The organism is Wenzhouxiangella sp. YN9 (assembly GCF_056324165.1).
Genome location: NZ_JBJNIP010000110.1, coordinates 31,121 through 52,506, shown reverse-complemented (window position 1 = coordinate 52,506; position 21,386 = coordinate 31,121). Strand labels below are relative to the sequence as shown.

20 protein-coding genes are annotated in these 21,386 nt (G+C 64.4%); 5 read left to right on the top strand and 15 right to left on the bottom strand.

What is annotated here, in order from left to right; translation table 11 throughout:
• Positions 1 to 16 precede the first annotated feature (16 nt).
• Positions 17 to 847 carry a cytochrome C assembly family protein gene (locus ACEWQ0_RS10805; protein WP_476483560.1) on the top strand — a complete coding sequence of 277 codons (831 nt, stop codon included), beginning with the start codon at positions 17 to 19 and terminating at the stop codon, positions 845 to 847.
• Between the two features lie 33 nt (positions 848 to 880).
• On the opposite strand, the gene ACEWQ0_RS10800 is transcribed toward ACEWQ0_RS10805, so the two are convergent.
• A complete protein-coding gene (locus ACEWQ0_RS10800; RefSeq protein ID WP_476485341.1) occupies positions 881 to 2,932 on the bottom strand; it encodes a hypothetical protein in 2,052 nt (683 codons plus the stop codon).
• On the opposite strand from ACEWQ0_RS10800, the gene ACEWQ0_RS10795 reads away from it, so the two are divergent.
• Complete coding sequence (locus ACEWQ0_RS10795) at positions 2,917 to 3,684, top strand: response regulator (protein WP_476485340.1); 768 nt, start codon at positions 2,917 to 2,919, stop codon at positions 3,682 to 3,684. The two genes, ACEWQ0_RS10800 and ACEWQ0_RS10795, sit on opposite strands and share 16 nt — an antisense overlap.
• 16 nt (positions 3,685 to 3,700) lie before the next feature.
• Here the strand turns inward: ACEWQ0_RS10795 and pdxJ are convergent, their stop codons facing one another.
• The 12 genes from pdxJ to rpoE form a co-directional block, all read right to left on the bottom strand.
• A complete protein-coding gene (gene pdxJ, locus ACEWQ0_RS10790; RefSeq protein ID WP_476483557.1) occupies positions 3,701 to 4,429 on the bottom strand; it encodes a pyridoxine 5'-phosphate synthase in 729 nt (242 codons plus the stop codon).
• Positions 4,426 to 5,154 (bottom strand): DNA repair protein RecO, encoded by a 729-nt coding sequence (gene recO / locus ACEWQ0_RS10785; protein ID WP_476485339.1) that lies wholly within the window; start codon positions 5,152 to 5,154, stop codon positions 4,426 to 4,428. The genes pdxJ and recO overlap by 4 nt, the downstream gene beginning before the upstream one ends.
• A 2-nt stretch (positions 5,155 to 5,156) precedes the next feature.
• Positions 5,157 to 6,047: a GTPase Era gene (gene era / locus ACEWQ0_RS10780; protein ID WP_476485338.1), complete on the bottom strand. Its 891-nt coding sequence runs from the start codon at positions 6,045 to 6,047 to the stop codon at positions 5,157 to 5,159.
• Positions 6,048 to 6,054: 7 nt separating this feature from the next.
• Positions 6,055 to 6,789 (bottom strand): ribonuclease III, encoded by a 735-nt coding sequence (gene rnc, locus ACEWQ0_RS10775; RefSeq protein WP_476485337.1) that lies wholly within the window; start codon positions 6,787 to 6,789, stop codon positions 6,055 to 6,057.
• On the bottom strand, positions 6,767 to 7,126 hold the full coding sequence (locus tag ACEWQ0_RS10770) for a DUF4845 domain-containing protein (RefSeq protein WP_476483553.1): 360 nt from the start codon (positions 7,124 to 7,126) through the stop codon (positions 6,767 to 6,769). Before ACEWQ0_RS10770 ends, rnc begins: the two co-directional genes overlap by 23 nt.
• A 45-nt stretch (positions 7,127 to 7,171) precedes the next feature.
• Positions 7,172 to 7,960 (bottom strand): signal peptidase I, encoded by a 789-nt coding sequence (gene lepB / locus ACEWQ0_RS10765; protein ID WP_476483552.1) that lies wholly within the window; start codon positions 7,958 to 7,960, stop codon positions 7,172 to 7,174.
• Between the two features lie 4 nt (positions 7,961 to 7,964).
• On the bottom strand, positions 7,965 to 9,770 hold the full coding sequence (gene lepA / locus ACEWQ0_RS10760) for a translation elongation factor 4 (protein WP_476483551.1): 1,806 nt from the start codon (positions 9,768 to 9,770) through the stop codon (positions 7,965 to 7,967).
• 110 nt (positions 9,771 to 9,880) lie between these two features.
• The gene (locus tag ACEWQ0_RS10755; RefSeq protein ID WP_476485336.1) at positions 9,881 to 11,290 is read right to left on the bottom strand and encodes a DegQ family serine endoprotease; all 1,410 of its coding nucleotides are present in this window, start codon (positions 11,288 to 11,290) and stop codon (positions 9,881 to 9,883) included.
• A 32-nt stretch (positions 11,291 to 11,322) separates the two neighbouring features.
• Entirely contained in the window at positions 11,323 to 11,772 is a 450-nt protein-coding gene (locus ACEWQ0_RS10750) for a SoxR reducing system RseC family protein (RefSeq protein ID WP_476485335.1), read from the bottom strand.
• Between the two features lie 9 nt (positions 11,773 to 11,781).
• Positions 11,782 to 12,741, bottom strand: a complete 960-nt coding sequence (locus ACEWQ0_RS10745) for a MucB/RseB C-terminal domain-containing protein (RefSeq protein ID WP_476483548.1) — start codon at positions 12,739 to 12,741, stop codon at positions 11,782 to 11,784.
• A gap of 43 nt (positions 12,742 to 12,784) precedes the next feature.
• Positions 12,785 to 13,390 carry a sigma-E factor negative regulatory protein gene (locus ACEWQ0_RS10740; protein WP_476483547.1) on the bottom strand — a complete coding sequence of 202 codons (606 nt, stop codon included), beginning with the start codon at positions 13,388 to 13,390 and terminating at the stop codon, positions 12,785 to 12,787.
• Positions 13,391 to 13,402: 12 nt separating this feature from the next.
• Entirely contained in the window at positions 13,403 to 13,984 is a 582-nt protein-coding gene (gene rpoE / locus ACEWQ0_RS10735; protein WP_476483546.1) for an RNA polymerase sigma factor RpoE, read from the bottom strand.
• Between the two features lie 250 nt (positions 13,985 to 14,234).
• Here rpoE and amaB point away from each other — a divergent pair, with 250 nt between their 5' ends.
• The 3 genes from amaB to murB all read left to right on the top strand — a co-directional run bounded on the left by amaB (position 14,235) and on the right by murB (position 17,999).
• Positions 14,235 to 15,764, top strand: a complete 1,530-nt coding sequence (gene amaB / locus ACEWQ0_RS10730) for an L-piperidine-6-carboxylate dehydrogenase (RefSeq protein WP_476483545.1) — start codon at positions 14,235 to 14,237, stop codon at positions 15,762 to 15,764.
• Between the two features lie 188 nt (positions 15,765 to 15,952).
• Positions 15,953 to 16,987, top strand: coding sequence for a quinone-dependent dihydroorotate dehydrogenase (locus ACEWQ0_RS10725; protein WP_476485334.1), 1,035 nt, complete (start codon positions 15,953 to 15,955; stop codon positions 16,985 to 16,987).
• A complete protein-coding gene (gene murB, locus ACEWQ0_RS10720) occupies positions 16,965 to 17,999 on the top strand; it encodes a UDP-N-acetylmuramate dehydrogenase (RefSeq protein ID WP_476483543.1) in 1,035 nt (344 codons plus the stop codon). Before ACEWQ0_RS10725 ends, murB begins: the two co-directional genes overlap by 23 nt.
• 100 nt (positions 18,000 to 18,099) lie before the next feature.
• On the opposite strand, the gene rpoH is transcribed toward murB, so the two are convergent.
• Both rpoH and ACEWQ0_RS10710 read right to left on the bottom strand, forming a co-directional pair.
• Positions 18,100 to 18,957 carry an RNA polymerase sigma factor RpoH gene (rpoH, locus tag ACEWQ0_RS10715; protein WP_476483542.1) on the bottom strand — a complete coding sequence of 286 codons (858 nt, stop codon included), beginning with the start codon at positions 18,955 to 18,957 and terminating at the stop codon, positions 18,100 to 18,102.
• A 243-nt stretch (positions 18,958 to 19,200) separates the two neighbouring features.
• On the bottom strand, positions 19,201 to 21,300 hold the full coding sequence (locus ACEWQ0_RS10710; protein WP_476485333.1) for a prolyl oligopeptidase family serine peptidase: 2,100 nt from the start codon (positions 21,298 to 21,300) through the stop codon (positions 19,201 to 19,203).
• Positions 21,301 to 21,386: the final 86 nt, after the last annotated feature.

The following is a 21,386-nucleotide window of genomic DNA, read 5'->3' as shown; positions in this document are numbered from 1 at the left end:
TTTCAGTCGAACATCCTTGGACAACAACGCCCTGATCCACCTGCTGCCGATTGTGTTCTACCTGGCCGGCGCCGCTGACCTGGTGCTGACCGAGGCATTCGATCGCCGCCGCCTGCGGCATCTGGGGATGATTCTGTCCGCACTCGGGGTGCTGCTGCATATCCTGTCGCTGGCATACGCCATCGACAGCCCGGCCGGCCGCGACGCCAACTTCGTCAACATGCTCTCGCTGGCCGCAGCGCTGATCATGGCCAGCCTGGTGGCAGCCGCGGCGGCCCGTCCACGGGCGATCGAAGCCTGTATCATTGCCGCCCCGGGCGCCGCGCTGTGCGTAGCGCTGCAGTGGCTGGTGCCGATGGATCCGCTGATACTCGGCCGGATCACGGCAGCTGCCCGACTGCATATCGTCAGCTCCCTGCTGGCCTACAGCCTGCTCAGCATCGCCGCCATCAATGCGTTGATGCTCGCCGCGCAGGATTACGGCCTGCGCCACCCCAGGCTGGTTCGCCGGCTCGAGTTTCTGCCGCCGCTGACGGTGATCGAGACCATCATGTTCCGCCTGATTCTGGCCGGCTGGCTGCTGCTCACGCTGAGCCTGGCTTCGGGACTGGTCTTCGTCGACCACCTTTTTGCCCAGCACCTGGCACACAAGACCGGGCTGTCCATCCTGTCGTGGCTGCTGTTCGGTCTGCTCCTGCTGGGGAGGTGGCGTCTGGGCTGGCGCGGTCGCCGGGCGGTGCGCTGGACCCTGACGGCCATGGCCATTCTCGCGCTGGGCTATTTTGGCAGCAAGCTGGTGCTGGAAGTCGTGCTCGATCGCAGCTGGCAGATAACGACCGGCTCCTGACGCGGCAGCGGTGACGCGCGCACCCGCTGCGGCTCATCCCTCCGTTATCGCCACCAGCTGGGCAACGAGCCGCGGCCAGTCGATCAGCCGCCGATGCCCGACCACATCCAGATGCGGCAGGCCGCGCCCCTCGACAATGTAGAAGCCGCCCGACTCGTGCGGGGCGACGCCGTCGATGTGGCAGATATTGCGATCCAGGCGGCAGGCCAGGCCGGCGCGGCGGTAGGGAAACTCCTCGAACATTCTCAACAGCGTCGCGCCCAGAGCGGCCGCGCCGCCGCCCAGCCGCGAGAGGTTTTCGACCGCGCGCTGGCTGATGCGTCGGCCGGGCACGTCCTCGTGAGTATAGAGTCGGGCGTCCATCGCTACCGGGCGCCAGTCGAGCAGCCGAAGGTCACGCATCCAGCCCGACACCCTGCCCCCCATGTGACCAAAGTTGAACGCACCGGTCACCTCGGCGAGGTCAAGCCGCTCGATGTCAACCTGGGCGGCCAGGGCCGGCAAGGACCCGAAAGGCCGCTCGATGACCAGTTCTTCCAGCCGAATGGCGCCGGAAAACGCCTGCACGTCGATGCCGCCGGAAAACGTAATGCGTTCGCCCTCCAGCTCGACCCCCGGGAAAGCGCCGGACAGCTCGCCGCCGAACTCGGGAAGGCCCAGCATGCGCGTCAGAGGCGTCAGGTCAAGCGGTTCGATGCGTGCATCCAGCGATAGCGAGGGCAGCTCACGATCCGCTGAGGTCATTTCAAGCCGGTCGAACACCAGCGCCCCGTCGAGCAGAGGCAGGCGCAGCGGTCGGGCCAGACGCCAGTCTTGTGGCTGGCCCACAAGCTGCAGGCTCGATGCGCCGAAAGCCAGCCGGTAGAGCCCCAGCCCCTGCCAGGACAATTCGGCTTCGAACTGCCCGGGGAGCCGCCGCAGATGCCCGTCGAGGGACCTCAGGGCGAAGCGTTCCGAGGGATCTTCCACGCTCACGCCGTCGAACGATAGCGCCAGCGAATTCAGGCCACCCTCCTGCCAGCGGGCGGAGCCGGTGATCTCACCCACCGTTTCCAGTCCGCCCAGCCCGCGCGCTGAAGCCAGTCCCTCGGCCCAGCGCTGCCAGGCGCCGGGCAGCTGCAGTTCGACGCGCTCGATATCGGCCTGCTGCAGGCGCCAGCCATCGGGCTGGCGAATCAACACGAGCGAAGCATCGGCCTCGAGCAGCTCGCCGTCGCGAAACGTCAGGGTATCCAGCGTCAGCGCACTGTCCGTGAGGCCGGAGCCCGCCAGCTGCAGTTCAAGCGGCTGCTCGGGCGGTGGCAGATAGACCGGCCCGATCAACAGCTCGCCGGCGTGCTGCGCAATGCGGCCGGAAAACCGCAGCGCCGAGTCGGCCCCGAACCCAGCGACGGCAGCGCGCAGCGACAGGCCCAGATCGGCCCCGGCCACGCGTCCGTCCTGACGATCAAAGCCTACGCCGGCCAGCTTCAGATCGAGCTCCAGGCGGCCCTGCTCGAAATGCAACTCCCCGTTGGCCCTGCCCTCCAGCACGCTCAAGCCCAGCGGCTCGATGAACTGCGCGGGCACGGCGGCAAGATCGAAACCATTCGCCTGCAACGCCAGCCGCAGCTCCGGCTGGTCAGACGACGGCCACTCGAGCTGTGCGAACAGGCCACCTCCGGCAAGCTCGAAGCCCAGGCCATGTCCGTTCGGCGGCGGTCGCAGGCGCCCGCTGAGCACCGGGCGGTCATCGGCTCCGCGCCATTCGAACTCGCCCCGGGCACAGCGTGGATAGCCCGCGCTCAGCCGGCCCTCGCTGCAGTCCACGCGCAGCGTGCCACGAACCCCGGCGGCATCGACGCCGGCGACCCGCAGCGACCACGCCCCGGCCGCAGCCCCGGCCTTTCCGGGCTGGAGCTCCAGATCAAGCGATTGCCATTGCAAAGCGCCGGCCCGACCCGGCCCCGACTCGACCGTCAACCGGCTGTCAGCCGGATCCTCAGCGCCGATGGCGACCGCTCCGAGCAGCAGGCCGGCCAGTGCCAGAACGGTTTTGCCCGCCGCGGCCCTCGGGTAAGATGCAAGCCATGAGCGCAAAAACATCACGCTACGCGGTCGAGCGGCTCAGCGTGCTGGTCGTCGATGACCACCGCATCAACCGGGAGTTTCTCGGCACCGGCCTGAGCCGGGTAGCAGCCCGGGTTTGCCTGGCCGGAGACGGCGAGGGTGCCATCGAACTGTGCGAACGTGAGGATTTCGACGTCATTCTCATGGATCTGCACATGCCCCGCATGGACGGACTGGCCACGGCCAACAGGATACGCGATCTCGAGTCGCGCTCGGCCCGCGCCCGAATGGTGGCGCTCACCGCTGATGCACGCCCCGAGGAGCGCATCCGGCTGCTCGAGGCCGGTTTCGATGATTACCTGAACAAACCGATCAGCATTGCCGATCTGCTGGCTGCCCTGGACGCGCTGTTCAACCCGGAAGCGCCGCGCCAGACACAGGCAAGGCCCGCCGCCCCGACCCAGCTGATCGACCGCAGCCGCGCCCTGGCAGCAGCCAATGGCGATGCCGAACTGGCCGCGCGACTGCAGGACATGCTCTCGAGCGAACTCGACGAGAAACTGCCGGAGCTTGATCGGCTGATGGCCGATCGACGCTACACCGAAGTCGCTGACCTGCTCCACCAGTGGGTTGGCGCCAGCGGCTATGCCGGGGCCATCCGCATGACCCAGGCCTGCGAGATGCTGCGCCAGCGGCTGCGCTCCGACCGTGACAGCTCGCCGGGCACCTCCTATCTGAGCTTTCTGCGGATCGCGCACGCCACCCGGCGCTCACTGCGCCACCTCTGAGCCGGTCGGGGGGGGCTCAGGCGGCCGCGCCGCCGATCAGCGCGCGCATTTCACGCACCGCGCTTTCCAGCCCGGTAAATATCGCCCGCGAGACAATCGCATAGCCGATGTTGAATTCGGCAATGCCTTCCATCGCCGCCACCGGCCGGATGTTGTGATAATCCAGCCCGTGCCCGGCATTGACCACGAGCCCAAGGCGATTGCCCACGGCCACGGCCTCGCGCAGGCGAGCCAGCTCCGTGGCCACGTCTTGGCCCCGCGCCTCGGCGTAGACGCCGGTATGCACTTCAACCACCGGGGCCCCGACGGCCGCGGCCAGCTCGAGCTGTTCCGGTTCAGGGCCGATGAACAAACTCACGCGCACGCCGGCAGCAGTCAAGCGTTGACAGGCCGCGGCGATACGCTCGCGGCCGGCAGCCACATCCAGGCCACCTTCGGTCGTCAGTTCTTCGCGACGCTCGGGCACCAGGCAGACATCGCTCGGCCTGATCTCCTCGGCGAGGGCCAGCATTTCTTCGGTCACCGCCAGCTCCAGGTTCATGCGTGTGCCGATGGTGGCCGCAAGCAGCCGCACGTCCTCATCCTGAATATGCCGGCGATCCTCGCGCAGGTGAATCGTGATCGCATCGGCGCCGGCCTGTTCCGCCACCAGTGCCGCCTGGATGACCGAAGGATAATGACCGCGCCGTGCCTGGCGCAGGGTGGCGACGTGGTCGATGTTGACACCCAGCATGGGTCCACTCATGTTTTCTCTCCTGTATTCAAACCCCTTGCACCCGCCAGCAGCCGGCGCGAATTGAGCTGGCGACCGTCGAGTTGGTGGTCGATCAAGCGCCGCATCAGCTCGCGCATGGCGCGTGCGGTATCGCGATCGTCTGTCCAGCCGGCTTTGAGCGCAAGAATTGCTTCACCGCGAAACACATCGGCTCCCGGCCGACCAACGGCCACGAAACCGACCTCAGGCTGCAGATGATACAGCTGCCCGGCGACGACGGCCTGACCACTGGCTGCATCAAGGCCGAACTCCGGCGCCACCCCCATATCGGTGAGCAGCGTGATTTCGAACCGGCGCAGCAGCAGCGACTGTGTTTCGCTGCCGCTGGCCAGCGCCTGAAACACTCCGGCGCAGGCATCGAACGCCCGGGGGTGGGGATCATCACGCTCGAGCAGGCGCAAAAGGAGTTCATTGACATAGAGACCGCACCACAGCGCGCGACCGGTCAGTGCGCAGCGGGAGCCGGCCGTTTCCAGCTGTGTCAGCGTGCCCAGCTCGCCCCGGCGTGACCAGGAAGCGACCAGCGGGACGAAAGGCTCGGCCAGGCCGCGCCAGGGCGAGCGCGCTCCGCGCGCCCCTTTGGCCACCAGCCCGACGCGCCCGTAGTCGCGAGTGAAGAGCTCTATCAGAAGGCTGGACTCCCGCCAGGGCCGACGATGGATGACCCAGCCGGGACACTGCTCCACCCGCGCCATGTTCAGCGCCTGTAGCCCAGCTCCTCGAGCGCGGCCTCGTCGTCCATCCAGTCCGACCGGGTCTTTACGTGGAGCTCGAGATGAATCCGCTCATCGAACAATTCGGCTATGGCCAGCCGCGCGCGCGTTCCCACGCGCTTGAGCACCTCACCGCCCCGCCCGATCACCATCCCCTTGTGCCGGTTACTGGCTACCAGGATCAAGGCATCGATCTCGACACGGCCGGGCCCGCGATCAAAGCGTTCGATCATCACGGTGATGCCGTAGGGTATCTCCTGGTGCAGCTGCAGCATCAGCTGTTCGCGAATCAGCTCCGCGGCGAGAAAGCGTTCGGACTTGTCGGTAAACATGCCGGACTCAAAAACCGGTTCGCCTTCGGGCAGGTGTCGGAACACCTCGTCGAGCAGGTCGCCAAGCCCCTTGCTTTTGGCCGCCGAGATATAGACAGTCGCATCGAATTCGACCCGGGCATTCAACGCAGCGGTCTGCTCCAGCAAGCGGGAACGGTCCTTGAGCAGGTCGATCTTGTTGAAGGCCAGAATACGCGGCTGCTCGAGCTGCCCGAGCATCTCCAGCACCACATCGTCTTCCTCGGTCCAGCGCGTGGCATCGACGAGCATGATCGCCAGGTCCACCCCCAGACGAGTGTCAGCCGCAATGCGATTCAGGCGTCGATTGAGCGCGTGATCGCGGCGCCGGTGCAACCCGGGCGTGTCCATGAACACCACCTGCCCGCGTTCTTCGGTAACAATCCCGGTAATGCGGTGGCGCGTGGTTTGCGGCTTGTGCGTGACAATCGCCACCCGCTCTCCCACCAGCGCATTGAGCAGGGTCGACTTGCCGACGTTGGGGCGCCCCAGCAGGGCCACATATCCGCTGTGAGTTGCACTCATGCTGCTGTCATTCACCTGTATCGGGTCCGGCGTTGCGGCCGGAAGCGCTTGCGAACAGGGTATCAAGTTGTTCGATCATCAAGCGGGCGGCTGCCTGTTCTGCCTTGCGCCGGCCGCCGGCGCCGGCGCGCACCGGATCGACCAGCGACCCGGCCCGGCACTCCACCTCGAAATGCCGGGCGTGGTCGGCACCGGATTCGGATATCACCCGGTACTCGGGCAGTTCGTGACCACGGCCCTGCAGCAACTCCTGCAGCCGGGTCTTGGGATCTTTCAGGCTGTCGGCATCGGGCAAGTCCGCCAGACGTTCAGCGAACAACTCGACGATCACCCGCCGGGCGGCATCAAAGCCTCCGTCCAGATAAACCGCCCCGATGATGGCCTCGATCATGTCGGCGAGAATGGAAGGACGAAGAAAGCCGCCGCTTTTGAGCTCACCACCGCCGAGTCGTACATGGTCGTTCAGACTCAGCTCAAGAGCGAGCTGCGCCAGCGTCACATCACGCACCAGGCGCGAGCGCAAACGACTGAGGTCACCCTCTGAAGCGTGCGGCCGGGCGTGGAAAAGCTGCTCGGCAATGACCATGCTCAGCAGACTGTCGCCCAGAAACTCCAGCCGCTCATAATGGCCCGGACCAAAGCTGCGATGGGTCAGCGCCTGCGCCAACAAACCGGCATCGTGGAACCGGTAGTCGATTCCCGGAAGCCGCCGGCGGTGCTCAGTTCTGCAGGGGTTTGGCACTATTGAAGCGAATGATGGCGTCGATATTGCCCATGAGGTGCTTCTCGACTTCGTACTGCACGACCAGCTGCGGCTTATCGCCGCGCTCGATGGTGATGTGCTGCGGCTCGACGTAGTCGACATAGCTGATATTGAGCCGACGAACCAGATCGCGCTGAATTGCGCTCGGCGGGCGGTTGGCGGTACCGGGTTCGGACGCCACGGCCTTGACCTCGCTCATCAGGGACATGTGGTTCAGATAAACCGGCACCAGCTTGATGCCGATGTAGGTAAAGAACAGCACCAGAACAAGAATGAAGATGAAGCCGAGCAGGCTCAGTCCACGCTGGTTGTGCATTGTTTCCATTATCCCGGGTCCCTCAGAATTTCAATCCCCACAGGCTCAATCGATTCTATCACCGATTCGGCCGAAGTCGACACATCCCCGGGAGCAGTCCCAGTGCATCCAGATGCGTACGGCCTTGCCCACCAGATTCTCTTCTGGCACGAAGCCCCAGGCACGACTGTCGAGCGACTGATCACGATTATCGCCCATGACGAAATAATGTCCTGCCGGCACTTTCACCGACTCGACCCGGTGGTTGGACCGCCCCGGATAGACCACGATCGGGTGCGGCTGTTGTTCCAGATACTCCAGCCGCTTCATCGGCTCGCTGCCCGGCGGGTTGCGATTGAGCCCCACGCCTTCCCAGCGACCGGCCGGCTCCTGCTCGATCGGCTCGCCATTGATATAGAGCTGCTTGTTGCGATAGGTGACGGTATCGCCGGGCAACCCGATCACGCGTTTGATGTAGTTGACCCGCTCGTCCTCGGGAAAGCGAAAGACAATGACATCGCCACGCTCGGGCTCGCCGACGGCGACGATCTTGTTATTGATCACCGGCAGGCGCAGTCCGTAGGCATACTTGTTGACGGCAATGAAATCACCGATCCAGAGCGTCGGGATCATGGAGCCGGAAGGGATCTTGAACGGCTCGAACAGAAAGGAGCGGAACACCAGCACCAGCAACAGCACCGGAAACAGCGAACCGACCACCTCGACAGTCTTGTGGGCGCCTTCCGGCTCCTTGTCGCTGTCGTGACGGCGGCGGAAGTAGTAGCGCTCGAACAGCCAGAACACGGCGGTGAGCAGCGTCAGCACGGTCAGAATCAGGGCGAAATCCAGATGCATCGTTTCAGCTCTCCTGGTCGGTTCGCAGTACGGCCAGGAAAGCCTCCTGCGGAATCTCGATCTTGCCGACCGACTTCATCCGCCGTTTGCCGGCCTTCTGCTTCTCCAGCAGCTTGCGCTTGCGGCTGACATCGCCGCCGTAGCATTTCGCGGTCACGTTCTTGCGATAGGCCTTGACTGTCGAGCGGGCGATGACGTGGGCGCCAATCGCGGCCTGAATGGCAACGTCGAACATCTGACGCGGAATCAGCTCGCGCATGCGATCGGCCAGTTCCCGGCCGCGGCGCTCGGCATGATCCTGATGCACGATGGTCGACAGCGCATCGACCTTTTCGCCGTTGATGAGCAGATCAAGGCGCACAAAGGGACCGGCCTCATAACGCGCAAAATCATATTCGAAGGAAGCGAACCCGCGACTGACCGACTTGAGTCGGTCAAAGAAGTCCATGACCACTTCCGACATCGGCAGCGCATAGGTCAGCTGTACCTGGCCGCCGAGAAAACGCATGTCGTGCTGCGTGCCACGCTTTTCTTCGCACAAGCCGATAACGCCGCCGACATACTCCTGCGGCACCAGAATGTTGGCAAGAATGACCGGCTCGCGAATTTCGGCGATCTTGTTGGCTGCAGGCAGGCCAGCCGGATTGTCAAGATAGATGAGCTCATCGTCATTCATTGCCAGCTCGTAGATCACCGTCGGCGCAGTGGTGATCAGATCCAGCGCATACTCGCGTTCGAGGCGTTCCTGGACGATTTCCATGTGCAGCATGCCCAGAAAACCGCAGCGAAAGCCGAAACCCAGAGCCATCGAGGTTTCGGGCTCGAATTGCAGCGACGAATCGTTGAGCTGCAGCTTGTCCAGCGCCTCGCGCAAATCCGGATAGTCGGAGGCGTCGATCGGAAAGATGCCGGCGAAAACCCGCGGCTTGAGCGGCTTGAAGCCGGGCAGCGGCGTTGCCGCCGGGTTTCGCGCGCTGGTGATGGTATCGCCCACCGGGGCACCGTTGACTTCCTTGATGCCGGCGGCGACGAACCCGACCTGGCCGCAACCGAGAGACTCGCCCGGGCGGCGCTTGGGCGTGAAAATACCGATCTGATCGGCCTGGTGCTCTTCGCCCGAAGACATCACGCGGATCTTCTCGCCGCGTCGCAGACGCCCCTCCTTGATGCGCACCAGCGAGTTGACTCCCAGATAATTGTCGAACCAGGAATCGATGATCAAGGCCTTGAGTGGCGCATCGGCCTTGTTCTCCGGCGCTGGGATCCGCTTGACCAGAGCCTCCAGGATTTCACGAACGCCCACGCCGGTCTTGGCGCTGACCATCAGCGCATCCGAGGCATCGATGCCGATGATGTCCTCGATCTGGTGCTTGACGCGCTCGGGATCGGCCGCCGGCAGGTCGACCTTGTTGATCACCGGAATCACTTCCAGGCCCTGCTCGACGGCGGTGTAGCAGTTGGCCACGCTCTGGGCCTCGACTCCCTGGGCTGCGTCCACGACCAGCAACGCGCCTTCGCAGGCGGCCAGAGACCGCGACACTTCGTAGGAAAAGTCGACGTGGCCCGGCGTATCGATGAAGTTGAGCTGATAGACCTCGCCGTCGTCGGCGTGGTAGTCCAGCGTCACGCTCTGGGCCTTGATGGTGATCCCGCGCTCGCGCTCGAGATCCATCGAATCGAGGACCTGCTCCGCCATTTCCCGCTCGCTCAGGCCCTCACAGGCCTGAATGAAACGATCGGCCAGCGTCGACTTGCCGTGGTCGACGTGGGCGATGATCGAAAAGTTGCGGATATGGCGAGTGTCGGTCATGAAAGATTCAGCGCTGTGGAACCAGATCGCCCCCGCCAGTCACGGGGGCGATCGCGAGGACTAAAGAGTAGCCGATTATACCGACCGGGGTGGGCCGGCGACCAATCGCGTCACTCCTTGCTCTCGGTTTCGGGACGATAGGCCAGGAAAGCGGTGGTCCCGTTGGGCTGCTGTACCAGCAAGGCCACGGTTCGGCCGGGTTCGATTTCGGCGGCAATGCGATTGAAATCGTCCATGTCTCCGACCGGCTGATTGTTGATCATCAGGATCAACTGGCCGCGGCGGATGCCGGCACGATATGCACTGTCGCTTTCGACCTCGGCAACCAGCAGGCCGCTTTCAGGATCGTCATAGCGCTCGCGCAGCTCACCGCTCAGCGGCTCCACGACCAGGCCCAGGGCATTCGACGGCTCGCCGGATCCGCTGCCGCCCATGCCCTGGCGCCCGGCGGCGGACTCGCGCTCTTCCAGGGTGACCTCGAGCGTCTGGCGTTCGCCCCAGCGCCAGATGGTCATCTCTGCCTTGGTGCCCGGGCGCTCCATGCCTACCAGCGGTGGCAGCTCGGAGTGACGATCGATGGGCGTGCCGTTGAATTCGAGAATGACGTCACCGACTTCGACACCGGCCTTTTCGGCCGGGCTGCCGGGTTCGACCTGGTTGATCAGGGCGCCGGCGGGGCGCTTGAGGCCCAGCGCCTCGGCCTGCTCGCGGGTAACGGCCTGCAGCACAACGCCCAGATAACCACGCATGACGCGACCATGCTCGAGCAGCTGCCGGATGGAATTGCGCGCGATCTCGCTGGGAATGGAAAACGACAGGCCGATATTGCCGCCGTGGGAACTGAGAATCCAGGAGTTGATACCGACCACCCTGCCGTCGGTGGTAATCAGTGGGCCACCGGAGTTGCCGCGGTTGATGGCCACATCGGTCTGAATGAAGGGCACGTATTGCTGGCGCGCGCCCTGGCTGCGGCCCTTGGCGCTGACGATCCCTGCCGTCACCGACTGCTCGAACTGGAAGGGTGAGCCAATCGCGATGACCCACTGGCCGGGCTTGAGCTCATCGGTGGAGCCGAAATCGAGCGTCGGAAGGTCGTTGGCATCGATGCGCAGCACGGCAATATCGGTCTCGGCATCGGAGCCGACCAGCTCGGCCTCGAACTCGCGCCGATCAGCCAGGCGAACGATGATCTCGTCGGCGCCGTCGATGACGTGATGGTTGGTCACGATCAGGCCATCGGACTCGACGATGAACCCGGATCCGCCGCCCTGGCGATCGGGCTGGCCGCCGCGTCCGTAAGGCTGGTCGAAAAAGCGCCGAAAGAACTCGGGCATGCCTTCGGGCATGCGCTGCGCCTCACCGCCGGTCTCGTCCGGACGGGTGCCAAAGCGCGTGGTCTCGATATTGACGACAGCCGGAATCGACTCTTCCACCAGCTCGGTAAAGTCCGGCTGTGCAAATGCCGACTGCGCGGTCAGCAGCAGGCAGGCAATGGCAATCGCCTTGAGTGTTCCATTCATTGCACTCTTCCTTCGGTTTGAGTTTGGCTGAATCACGAATTGGTGTCTGTGCGGCTGCAGGGCAAGCGCCGGATCGCCAGGTTCAACAGCGGCTGCCGACGGCCGGGAAGCGCGCGCAACAGCAGCGCAGCCGCAGCCAGCCCGCCCCCCAGCGCAAACAGATCGCGGTCGCCACTCTCGCCGGCCAGCAGGTGGCCAGCCACCGCGCCGGCAAGAAACCCGACCAGCGGTAAACCATAGTGGCGCATCACCGCGGCGGTCAGCACCGCCGGCTCAAGCCCCACGTGCACCCGGTCTCCCGGCACGAGGCCCGGCCTGGCAGGTACTCGCACCCGGCTCTCGCTGCGTTTGAAAAGGCTGGAAAACACGCCGGCGCCGCAGCCCCGGCCGCGCGCGCATCGCTGACATTCATCGGCGCGAAAGAAGACCAGGGTCAGATGGTCGCAATCCCGGGCATCCACCCGCGCCGGCTGCCAGATCATGGCCGCGACTCAGCGCTGTTCCCGTGGCTGGCGGCCATGGCGCAGCTGGCGGCCGACAAACTCGACCGTCGCCGCCGGCACTTCGCCAACGACGGTATAGAGCTGACCGTCAGCCCGGGTGGTGTAGGCGTGCACCGCACCCATGGTGTCGACCTGCCCGGTGACCGTTTCGCCGGCGGCGCGCTCGACGTAGATCGAGAAACTCGACAGACCGTCGCTGTAGAGCAGATGCTCGAACTGTTTGCCGTCCGGCCCCAGGCCCCGGCCGGCGTTGACCAGGCGGAAACCGCGCGGCACACGCGGGCTCACCGGGATCGAACTGATGCTGGTGCTGGCCGCACTGGAAGTCTTGTTGACTATCTGGGTCGTGAAGGCATCGCCATCGAGCCCCGGCTCGAGCTCGGCGTCGGAAATATTGCCGCCCAGCTCCAGTGATGTGAACGACAACTGCTGAAGCTGCTGGCCATCATGGTCGATGAGCGCGAAACGCAGCAGCATGCCGGTATGCTCCTCCAGCCACAGCCGGGAGCCGTAACGATAGGCATCGCGCGGCTGGATGTGAATGATGCGCGCCATCATGTTGGCAACGCGCTCGCGCCCCCCCAGACTCATTTGGTAACCCGACTCGGGACCGAGCAGGCGATTGACCGGCAGCGAGGGCAGCAGCCGCCCGGCCAGCTGGCTTTCGAGCATCATCGGCTCGGTGCCCGGCAGGATACAGCTCACGCGGTTGCCGCTGCGCAGGATTTCCCGCGGGGAGCCATCAACCGAATAGATGCGCTCGTGGACGCCGTCGTCGTCGGCACGATGCAGGATATTGAGAGTATCGACGGCGCCGTTGCGCACGTGTACCAGGGTGCCGCGATAGTTGAGAGTCTCGATGGCCCGTGACATGCGATCGAGCCAGTGGTGCACACCCTGCTCGGCAGCCATCGTGGCCAGCGGTGCCAGCAGCAGCGCGCCGGTCATCAGGGTTGCCAGGATTCTGCGGGGCTGAGATCGATGCATGGTGTCAGGGGGTGTTTACTGGCGCCTCGGTACCGACCGGCTCTCCCCGGACCTCTTTCTCGACGGCGTTGAGCTCGGTAACGATCGGCACCCAGGAGACGAAACCCGTGCTGCCCGCGGCCTGATGGTGGCGCATGACGTAGCCGCTGAGCCGCTGGCGCTGCGAGCGCTGGTCTTCGGAATAGCTGACGGGAACAGCCGACTGGGTGAAAGGTTGATCAAGCTGCGTGGGGCGACTGACGAAACCGGGCTCTTCATTTTCAGCGAGACCGCCGGAACCGCTCTGCTCCAGCATACTGGAGTTGATGCCGACAATGGCCATGACCGCCACGCTGGCGGCAATGGCGCCGCCGGCAACCGGCCGCAGCAGCCTCGAAGACAGGCTTTTACTGGGCGCCGGTTCGCTTTCGAGCGCAACGGCCACTCGTGCTACCAGGTCACCGCCGGCCAGACGCTCGTTGCGCAGACACGCCCGCAGCATGTGCATGCGACTCCAGCGGGCCTTGAGTTCGGCATCGCCAGCAAGCCGCCTGAGCATGAACTTGCATCCTTTGCGGTCCAGCTCGTCGTCCATCAGGCTCGACAGATGTTCCCGGCTCGATTCAGTCATATCGCAGTTGTCCTATTGATTGTCCAGCAGCGGCCGCAGCCGCGTGTCGATGGCCTCGCGGGCCCTGAAGATTCTGGATCGGACGGTTCCGATCGGGCAATCCATGGTTGTGGCAATGTCTTCGTAGCTCATGCCTTCGAACTCACGCAGTGTAATGGCCACTCTCAAATCGTCCGGCAGATCCGCAATCGCCTGGTGAATGGTCTGCTCGATCTCGGATCGAAGGAGATCATGTTCCGGCGAGTCCTGTTCCTTGAGACGTGAATCAACCTGAAATTGTTCCGCATCCTGTGCATCGACATCAAACTGGGGCGGCCGACGACTCTGTGCCACCAGATGATTCTTGGCGGTATTTATCGCAATCCGGTATAGCCAGGTGTAAAAGGCACTGTCGCCACGAAAGCGACCAATTGCACGATAGGCCTTGATGAAGGCCTCCTGGGCCACGTCGAGGGCCTCGGCATGATCGGACACATAGCGAGACACCAGACTCACGATCTTGTGCTGGTATTTGCCCACCAGCAAATCGAAAGCCGACTTGTCACCGCCTTGTACCCGTTCTACCAGTTGCTGATCAACTTCCCGCTCGCCCATCGGGGCAATTCCTGTCCTTGCATGAGCGACCGGGCGCATGTGATGAACTAGACCATGGCCCGGTCGGATAGTTTCATGGAGATCCTGCAGACTCCCTGCCGACAGAGAATATCACGCCGCCGGCCTGCGGTACGCCGTCGCGTCATCCGCCGTGGCGAATCAGCCAGCGCAGCGCTTCGACCCGGGCCGCTCCAAGGTGCGATAATAGGCGGCTGAATTCCTGATCCAAAACACGTAGGAGACCACGGTCATGAGTGATCACAAGCAACTGCTCGAACGCCTGGGCCTGAAGGACATCAACCCCGGCACCTGTTTCGGCCCGGGCCAGTACGCCCCGGTACGCGAGGACAATCTGATCGAATCGATCAACCCCACCGATGGCAAGACCATCGCCCGCGTCAGCGCGGCCAGCGAAGCCGACTACGAAAAGGTCATCAAGACCGCACAGGAGGCAGCACTGGCCTGGCGCAAGATTCCCGCGCCCGAGCGCGGCAACGCAGTGCGCCTGGCCAACGACGCGCTGCGCGACTACAAGGACGCCCTGGGCTCCCTGGTGTCGCTGGAAATGGGCAAGATCAAGCCCGAAGGCGACGGCGAAGTCCAGGAAATGATCGACATCGGTGACTTTGCGCTGGGCCAGTCGCGCATGCTCTACGGCAAGACCACGCATTCCGAGCGCCCGGGCCACCGCCTGTACGAGCAGTGGCACCCGCTGGGCGTGGTCGGCGTGATCACGGCCTTCAACTTTCCCGTGGCCGTATACGCCTGGAACGCCTTCATCTCGGCCATCTGCGGCAACGCCACAATCTGGAAGCCCAGCCCGAAGGGCGTGCTGTGCGGCGTTGCCGTGCAGAACATCATCAACGAGGCGCTGGCCGACACGGATTATCCGCCGGTGTTCACTTCTTTCATGGAAGGCGGCAACGAGCTGGCCGAGCGCTTCATCGACGATGAGCGCGTCGACCTGATGTCGTTCACCGGCTCCACCCAGGTCGGACGCATGGTCGGCGAACGGGTGGCCGCGCGCATGGGCAAGAGCCTGCTGGAGCTGGGCGGCAACAACGCCATCATCATGGACGAGACCGCCGACGTGAACCTGGCGATCCCCGCCGTGGTCTTCGGCGCCGTGGGCACGGCCGGCCAGCGCTGCACCTCCACCCGCCGCCTGTTCGTGCACGAGTCGATCTACGATCAGACCGTCGAGACTCTGGTCAACGCCTACGGCCAGGTGCGCATCGGTGACCCGCTCGATGACGACACGCTGATGGGCCCGCTGACCGACGAAGCCTCGGTCAAGCGCTTCGAGCAGGCCATCGAGCGCGCGCGCGAAGCCGGCGGCAAGGTCCTGACCGGCGGCAAGCGCATCGATCGCGAGGGCTTCTTTGTCGAGCCGGCCATCGTCGAGGCCGAGAACCACTGGGATATCGTTCAGGAAGAGACCTTTGCGCCGATCCTCTACGTGATGAAGTTCAGCGATCTGAAAGACGCCGTGGCAATGCAGAACGACGTGCGCCAGGGCCTGTCCTCGTCGATCTTCACCACGGATCTGCGCAACGCCGAATACTACCTGTCGCACCAGGGTTCTGACTGCGGCATCGCCAACGTCAACATCGGCACCTCGGGTGCGGAGATCGGCGGCGCCTTCGGTGGCGAAAAGGAAACCGGCGGCGGCCGCGAATCCGGCTCGGACGCCTGGAAGGCCTACATGCGCCGCCAGACCAACACTATCAACTGGTCAACCGAAATGCCGCTGGCCCAGGGCATCAAGTTCGAGCTCTGATGGCGATACCGAGGCGGCGGGGTGGTTGCGCGCAGGTCGGCGTTACATCGCCGACGGACGAGAGTCGGAACCTGTACACGCACAGCCATGCGTGGTCAGGCTTGAAACCTCTTCGGTCGCGGCTGTAACCGCGACCTGCGCCGCGCCCTCCCTGTCGCCTCGCTCGGCACCCCTTGAAGGCACCAACCATGTACCAGTGGCTTCGCAACGGCCTGTTCATGCTCCCGCCGGAGACGGCGCACGAGCTCGCGCTCGGCGCCCTGTCGGCGGGCCGCTGCGTCGGCTTGCCCCGATTGATGGGCGGACGGCCTGAGAACAAGCCCGTCGAGATCCTGGGGCTGCGCTTTCCCAACCCCGTTGGCCTGGCCGCGGGGCTGGACAAGAACGGCGATCACATCGATGCCCTGGGTGATCTTGGCTTCGGCTTTATCGAAGTCGGCACCGTTACCCCCCGATCGCAGCCGGGCAACCCGAAGCCGCGGATGTTCCGCCTGAGCGAGCATCAGGCCCTGATCAATCGCCTGGGCTTCAACAACCAGGGCGTCGACCACCTGGTCGAACGCCTGCAGCGCCGACGCTTCGCCGGCATCGTGGGCGCCAATATCGGCAAGCAGAAGGACACGGCGGTAGACGAGGCGGCCGGTGACTACCGCTACTGTCTGGAGAAAGTCTACCGGCACTGCGACTACGTCACGGTCAACATCTCCTCGCCCAATACCGCCAAGCTGCGCGAGCTGCAGGATACCGGCCATCTGCGCGAGCTGCTGAGCGAGCTGACCCGGACCCGCGACCAGCTCGCGGCAGAACACGGCAGCCAGCGCCCGCTGCTGGTCAAGATTGCACCGGACTGGGATGAGCAGGCCTTGACCAGCTCGCTGGGCATCATTGGTCAATCAGGCATTGACGGCGTGATCGCGACCAACACGACGCTCGCCCGCCAGGCCGTCAACGGCCATGTCCACGCCAATGAAGTGGGTGGCCTGAGCGGCATGCCCCTGAGAGCGCAGGCCGATCGGGTACTGCGCCACGCCCGACGCGTGCTCGGGCGCCGCTTTCCGATCATTGGCCTGGGCGGCATCAGCTGCGGAGCCGACGCCGCGAACAAGCAGGACTGCGGCGCTGATCTGGTGCAGATCTACACCGGCTTCATCTACCACGGCCCGGCACTGATCCGCGAGTGCATCCGCGCCTGGAGCGCCGATGGCGTTGCCGAACGCAGCTGAGATCATTCATCAGGCCGATCTCGAGCCGTTGAGCACCTTCCGGTTGCCGGCCCGTGCCGCAGAGCTGGTCTGCATCCAGTCCCGCCGACAGCTGGCTGCCCTGCCCGACAAGCCGGGGACGGAGCTGATTCTCGGTGGCGGCTCCAACACCCTGTTCGTGGACGACTTTCCCGGCCGGATCGTGTTGAACCAGATGCGCGGCGTGCACAGTCGCTGTGCCGGCGAGGAGGTGCTGGTCACCGCGGCCGCCGGAGAGAACTGGCATGCCCTGGTTCGGCGCTGCCTGAGTGCAGGCCTTTATGGCATCGAGAATCTGATCATGATCCCCGGCTCAGTTGGCGCCGCACCAATGCAGAACATCGGCGCCTACGGGATGGAACTGGCCGATGTCTTCGAATCACTCAGCGCCTACGACCGCGAATCTCGGGAGCTGGTCACCCTCGGGCGCGAAGACTGCGGCTTCGGCTATCGCGACAGCCGCTTCAAGTCCACTGATCGCGGCCGCTTCGTGATTTGCGACGTCACCCTGAGGCTGTCCAGGACGTTTACTCCGCAAACCGGATACGCCAGCCTTGCCGGGGAGCTGAAGCGAACGGGAATCGACCGACCCGGAGCGCGACAGCTGGCAGCAGCCGTCATGCGGTTGCGACGTCATCGTCTGCCCGACCCGGGCCGCCTGGCCAATGCCGGCAGCTTTTTCAAGAACCCCATCGTTGATGCCGACGTCGCCGAGCGACTGCTTGCTGCCCATCCCGAGCTGCCACACTGGCCCATGGCCGACGGGCGCCACAAGCTGGCGGCCGCCTGGATGATCGAGCGTCTGGGCTGGAAAGGGCGCACCATCGGTCGGGTCGGCGTCTACCAGCACCATGCGCTGGTACTGGTCAACCATGGTGGCGCCAGCGCCGCCGAGCTGCTGGAGCTGGTTGCCGCCGTTACCGAATCGGTAGCTCAGCAATTCGGGCTGGCGCTCGAACCCGAGCCGATGATGGTGGGAGGTGTCGAAAAATGAACCGCAAGATGCGGTGCCCGGGAGCGCCGGGTCACCGCCTGTATTGAAGCTGCTGTTCGCTGGGCCCCTGCACCCGCAGAGCCGCTCGCTCGCGGTCGATTCAGGCCTTGAAGCGCGCCTTGAGCTTTTTCATCGCTGCCGCCTCGAGCTGGCGGATGCGCTCGGCCGAAATGCCGTAATGATCAGCCAGCTCCTGGAGCGTGGTCTTCGGATCCATCAGCCAGCGGGCCTGAATGATGTCGCGCGAGCGGTCATCGAGGCTTTCGATACCATCAAACAACAGGTTGCGATGGTGCTGCTCCCAGTCCTCGGCTTCGGCGATATCGTCAGGAGATGCCGTCAAGCCCTCGAGGTAGGCGGCCGGCGCCATGTAGGTTGATTCATCGTCGTCGGTCGGCATGTCATAGCCGATATCCTGGCCCGACAGGCGCGACTCCATTTCCATGACCACTTCGGGCTTGACGCCCAGGTCATCGGCCACCGCGTTGACCTCGGCTTGATTGAGCCAGCCCAAGCGCTTTTTCTGTCGACGCAGGTTGAAGAACAGCTTGCGCTGCGCCTTGGTGGTGGCCACCTTGACGATGCGCCAATTGCGCAGAATGAACTCGTGCATTTCCGCCCGAATCCAGTGTACGGCGAACGACACCAGCCGGACCCCCTGATCAGGATCAAAGCGCTTGACCGCTTTCATCAGGCCGATGTTGCCTTCCTGAATCAGGTCGCTGATCTGGAGGCCGTAGCCGGAGTAGCCGCGCGCAACGTGCACCACGAAGCGCAGGTGCGCCATGACCAGCCTGCGGGCCGCGTCCAGATCCTCTTCGTCACGATAGCGGCGCGCCAGGCTCTGTTCTTCATCCAGCGTCAGCACCGGAATGCGGTTGACTTCCTGGATGTAGGCATCCAGCGAGCCGGTTCCGGCGGGCGCAAGCAGATGACTGGGTACGAGATCCTTGGCCATGTAATTCTCCTTCGATACACCGCAAATTATACCAAATCAGACGCTCCCGATTGAATCAGGAATGATTCGGTCCTTTATTGCCTTTCGCGCGTTTTGACGCCACCGCGGCGGCGAAGTTCCACGCCTGCCGCAGCATCAGGCCGACCGCCGGCTGCAAACCCAGCCCGCTGCTGATGCGCCTGCACCGGCGGCGAACCGCCGGCAAGCTGCAACCTGCCTGCGCGGCACGGCGTGAGTCGGGGGCTACTCGGCCTCCCCGGCGGCACCCGATGCCAGACGATCGTGCAGGTAAGCGTAGATCAGCCCCGAAAGGAACGCGCGCTGCTTGAGGTTGGCCGCACCGCCGTGACCGCCCTCGATGTTTTCGTAATAAAGCACGTCATGGCCCTGATCGAGCATGCGCGCGACCATCTTGCGCGCATGTCCGGGGTGGACGCGGTCATCACGCGTGGAGGTCGTGAAAAACGCTTTCGGATACTCGACCCCGGCCGCCACGTTCTGGTAGGGCGAGTACTCGCTGATGAACGCCCACTGCTCCGGGTCGTCCGGATTGCCGTACTCACCCATCCAGCTGGCGCCGGCGAGCAGCTTGTGGTAGCGCTTCATATCAAGCAGCGGCACCTGACAGACCACGGCGTTGTACAGGTCGGGGCGCTGTACCATCACCGCGCCGACCAGCAGCCCGCCGTTGGAACCACCCTGAATGCCGAGGTGCTGCGGCGAGGTGATGCCGCGCTCGATCAAATCCTCGGAGACGGCAATCAGATCATCGTAGGCGCGCTGACGATTCTCCTTGAGCGCCGCCTGGTGCCAGCCAGGCCCGAACTCACCGCCGCCGCGAATATTGGCGAGCACGAACACGCCGCCGCGCTCCAGCCAGGCGGTGCCGACCACGCCGGAATAGTAGGGCGTCCTCGAAACCTCGAAGCCCCCATAGGCCGAGAGCAGCGTAGGGCTGGCACCGTCAGCTTGATAACCGTCGGGCGTGATCACGAAATATGGAATCATCGTCCCGTCGGCCGACTCGGCCTGGTGCTGAACCACCTCCATGCCCCGGGTGTCAAATCGAGCCGGTTCGGAGCGGACCTCGTGATGCGTGTCGGCCAGCGCGTCGGCTTCGTAGAGCGTCGACGGCGTCAGAAAGCCGGTGTAGTTGTAGAAGAAGCGATCCGAGCGATCATCGGCGGTCACGACCGAAATCGTGCCCATCTCCGGCACATCGAGCTCGCGCTGCCGCCAGCCCTCGTCGTCATGCGTGAAGCTGAGCAGCTTGCCGCTGACGTTGTCGAGCAGGTTGACCAGCACCGCGTTTTCGGTCGTGGTCACGCCGTTGATCGACTGCCGCTCGCCGGGCTGAAGCAGCACCTCCAGCGCCGGCACGGAGTCGAGAAACGACTCGATCGGGCCCACCACCAGGCTGCCCTGCGAAAAGGTTCGGTCGCCCACGGTCCAGTCGGACTTCAGATCGACGAGCAGGTACCCGTCGATAACGCCGGCCAGCGCGGCATCGTCGGGGACGTTGATGCGGCGGACCCGGCCCTGATCGTGAAGATGATATTCGGAGGTGAAGAAGGTCACCGCGCGCGTGATCAAGTCATAGTGCTCATCGCCATCGTGGATGCGGGCGGAAAATACGCCGACATCGCCCTTCTCACCCTCGAACACGGTCTCGGCCGCGGACAAGTCGCTGCCGCGCCGCCAGATCCGCACCGTGCGCGGATAACCCGAATCGGTCACCTGGTCGTCACTGAAGGCGGGGCCGACGAACACGCTGTCGCGATCGCGCCAGGTGATCGAGCTCTTGGATTCATCCAGCTGGAATCCGTCATCGACGAATGTGCGCGTTTCCAGGTCGAACTCGCGCCTCACTGCGGCATCCGCGCCGCCGATCGACAGGCCGACCATGCAGCGGTCGTAATCCGGATAGCGGCAGCTGGCCCCGGCCCAGACCCAGTTTTCTTCCTCGCGTTCGGCCAGGGCGTCGATATCCAGGATGACGTCCCATGCCGGTGCGTCACTGCGATAGTCTTCCAGAGAGGTCTGGCGCCAGAGTCCGCGGACGTGCGCCTCATCGCGCCAGAAGTTGTAGACCTTCCCGCCCATCAGCCCGGGATAGGCAATGCGGTCGTCTGAAGTCAGGATCTCGAGCGCACGCGCGTGGATCGACTCGAACTGCGGCTGCGACTCGAGGTAGTCGAGGGCGCGTTCGTTCTGCCCGCGCGCCCAGGCCAGGGCATTTTCGCCCTCGACGTCTTCCAGCCACAGCCAGGGATCGTCAGCGGCCATGGCGGTGGTCGGGGCGAACGCCCCGGCAAGCATAAACAGCGCAACAAGGTGCTTCATGTTTCATGTCCAGTGATTAAGTGACTACATCGACAAACCCGTGCATCATGCCAGATCGCGCCGCACCGTGCCGGCAACGGCCGGCG

What these genes read in the sequence shown, in the direction of transcription:
- ACEWQ0_RS10795 (WP_476485340.1), top strand. Translation starts at nt 2,917, where the DNA reads ATGAGCGCAAAAACATCACGCTACGCGGTCGAGCGGCTCAGCGTGCTG.
- ACEWQ0_RS10800 (WP_476485341.1), bottom strand. Translation starts at nt 2,932, where the DNA reads ATGTTTTTGCGCTCATGGCTTGCATCTTACCCGAGGGCCGCGGCGGGC.
- pdxJ (WP_476483557.1), bottom strand. Translation starts at nt 4,429, where the DNA reads ATGAGTGGACCCATGCTGGGTGTCAACATCGACCACGTCGCCACCCTG.
- recO (WP_476485339.1), bottom strand. Translation starts at nt 5,154, where the DNA reads ATGGCGCGGGTGGAGCAGTGTCCCGGCTGGGTCATCCATCGTCGGCCC.
- era (WP_476485338.1), bottom strand. Translation starts at nt 6,047, where the DNA reads ATGAGTGCAACTCACAGCGGATATGTGGCCCTGCTGGGGCGCCCCAAC.
- ACEWQ0_RS10770 (WP_476483553.1), bottom strand. Translation starts at nt 7,126, where the DNA reads ATGCACAACCAGCGTGGACTGAGCCTGCTCGGCTTCATCTTCATTCTT.
- lepB (WP_476483552.1), bottom strand. Translation starts at nt 7,960, where the DNA reads ATGCATCTGGATTTCGCCCTGATTCTGACCGTGCTGACGCTGCTCACC.
- lepA (WP_476483551.1), bottom strand. Translation starts at nt 9,770, where the DNA reads ATGACCGACACTCGCCATATCCGCAACTTTTCGATCATCGCCCACGTC.
- ACEWQ0_RS10755 (WP_476485336.1), bottom strand. Translation starts at nt 11,290, where the DNA reads ATGAATGGAACACTCAAGGCGATTGCCATTGCCTGCCTGCTGCTGACC.
- ACEWQ0_RS10750 (WP_476485335.1), bottom strand. Translation starts at nt 11,772, where the DNA reads ATGATCTGGCAGCCGGCGCGGGTGGATGCCCGGGATTGCGACCATCTG.
- ACEWQ0_RS10745 (WP_476483548.1), bottom strand. Translation starts at nt 12,741, where the DNA reads ATGACCGGCGCGCTGCTGCTGGCACCGCTGGCCACGATGGCTGCCGAG.
- ACEWQ0_RS10740 (WP_476483547.1), bottom strand. Translation starts at nt 13,390, where the DNA reads ATGACTGAATCGAGCCGGGAACATCTGTCGAGCCTGATGGACGACGAG.
- rpoE (WP_476483546.1), bottom strand. Translation starts at nt 13,984, where the DNA reads ATGGGCGAGCGGGAAGTTGATCAGCAACTGGTAGAACGGGTACAAGGC.
- amaB (WP_476483545.1), top strand. Translation starts at nt 14,235, where the DNA reads ATGAGTGATCACAAGCAACTGCTCGAACGCCTGGGCCTGAAGGACATC.
- ACEWQ0_RS10725 (WP_476485334.1), top strand. Translation starts at nt 15,953, where the DNA reads ATGTACCAGTGGCTTCGCAACGGCCTGTTCATGCTCCCGCCGGAGACG.
- murB (WP_476483543.1), top strand. Translation starts at nt 16,965, where the DNA reads ATGGCGTTGCCGAACGCAGCTGAGATCATTCATCAGGCCGATCTCGAG.
- rpoH (WP_476483542.1), bottom strand. Translation starts at nt 18,957, where the DNA reads ATGGCCAAGGATCTCGTACCCAGTCATCTGCTTGCGCCCGCCGGAACC.
- ACEWQ0_RS10710 (WP_476485333.1), bottom strand. Translation starts at nt 21,300, where the DNA reads ATGAAGCACCTTGTTGCGCTGTTTATGCTTGCCGGGGCGTTCGCCCCG.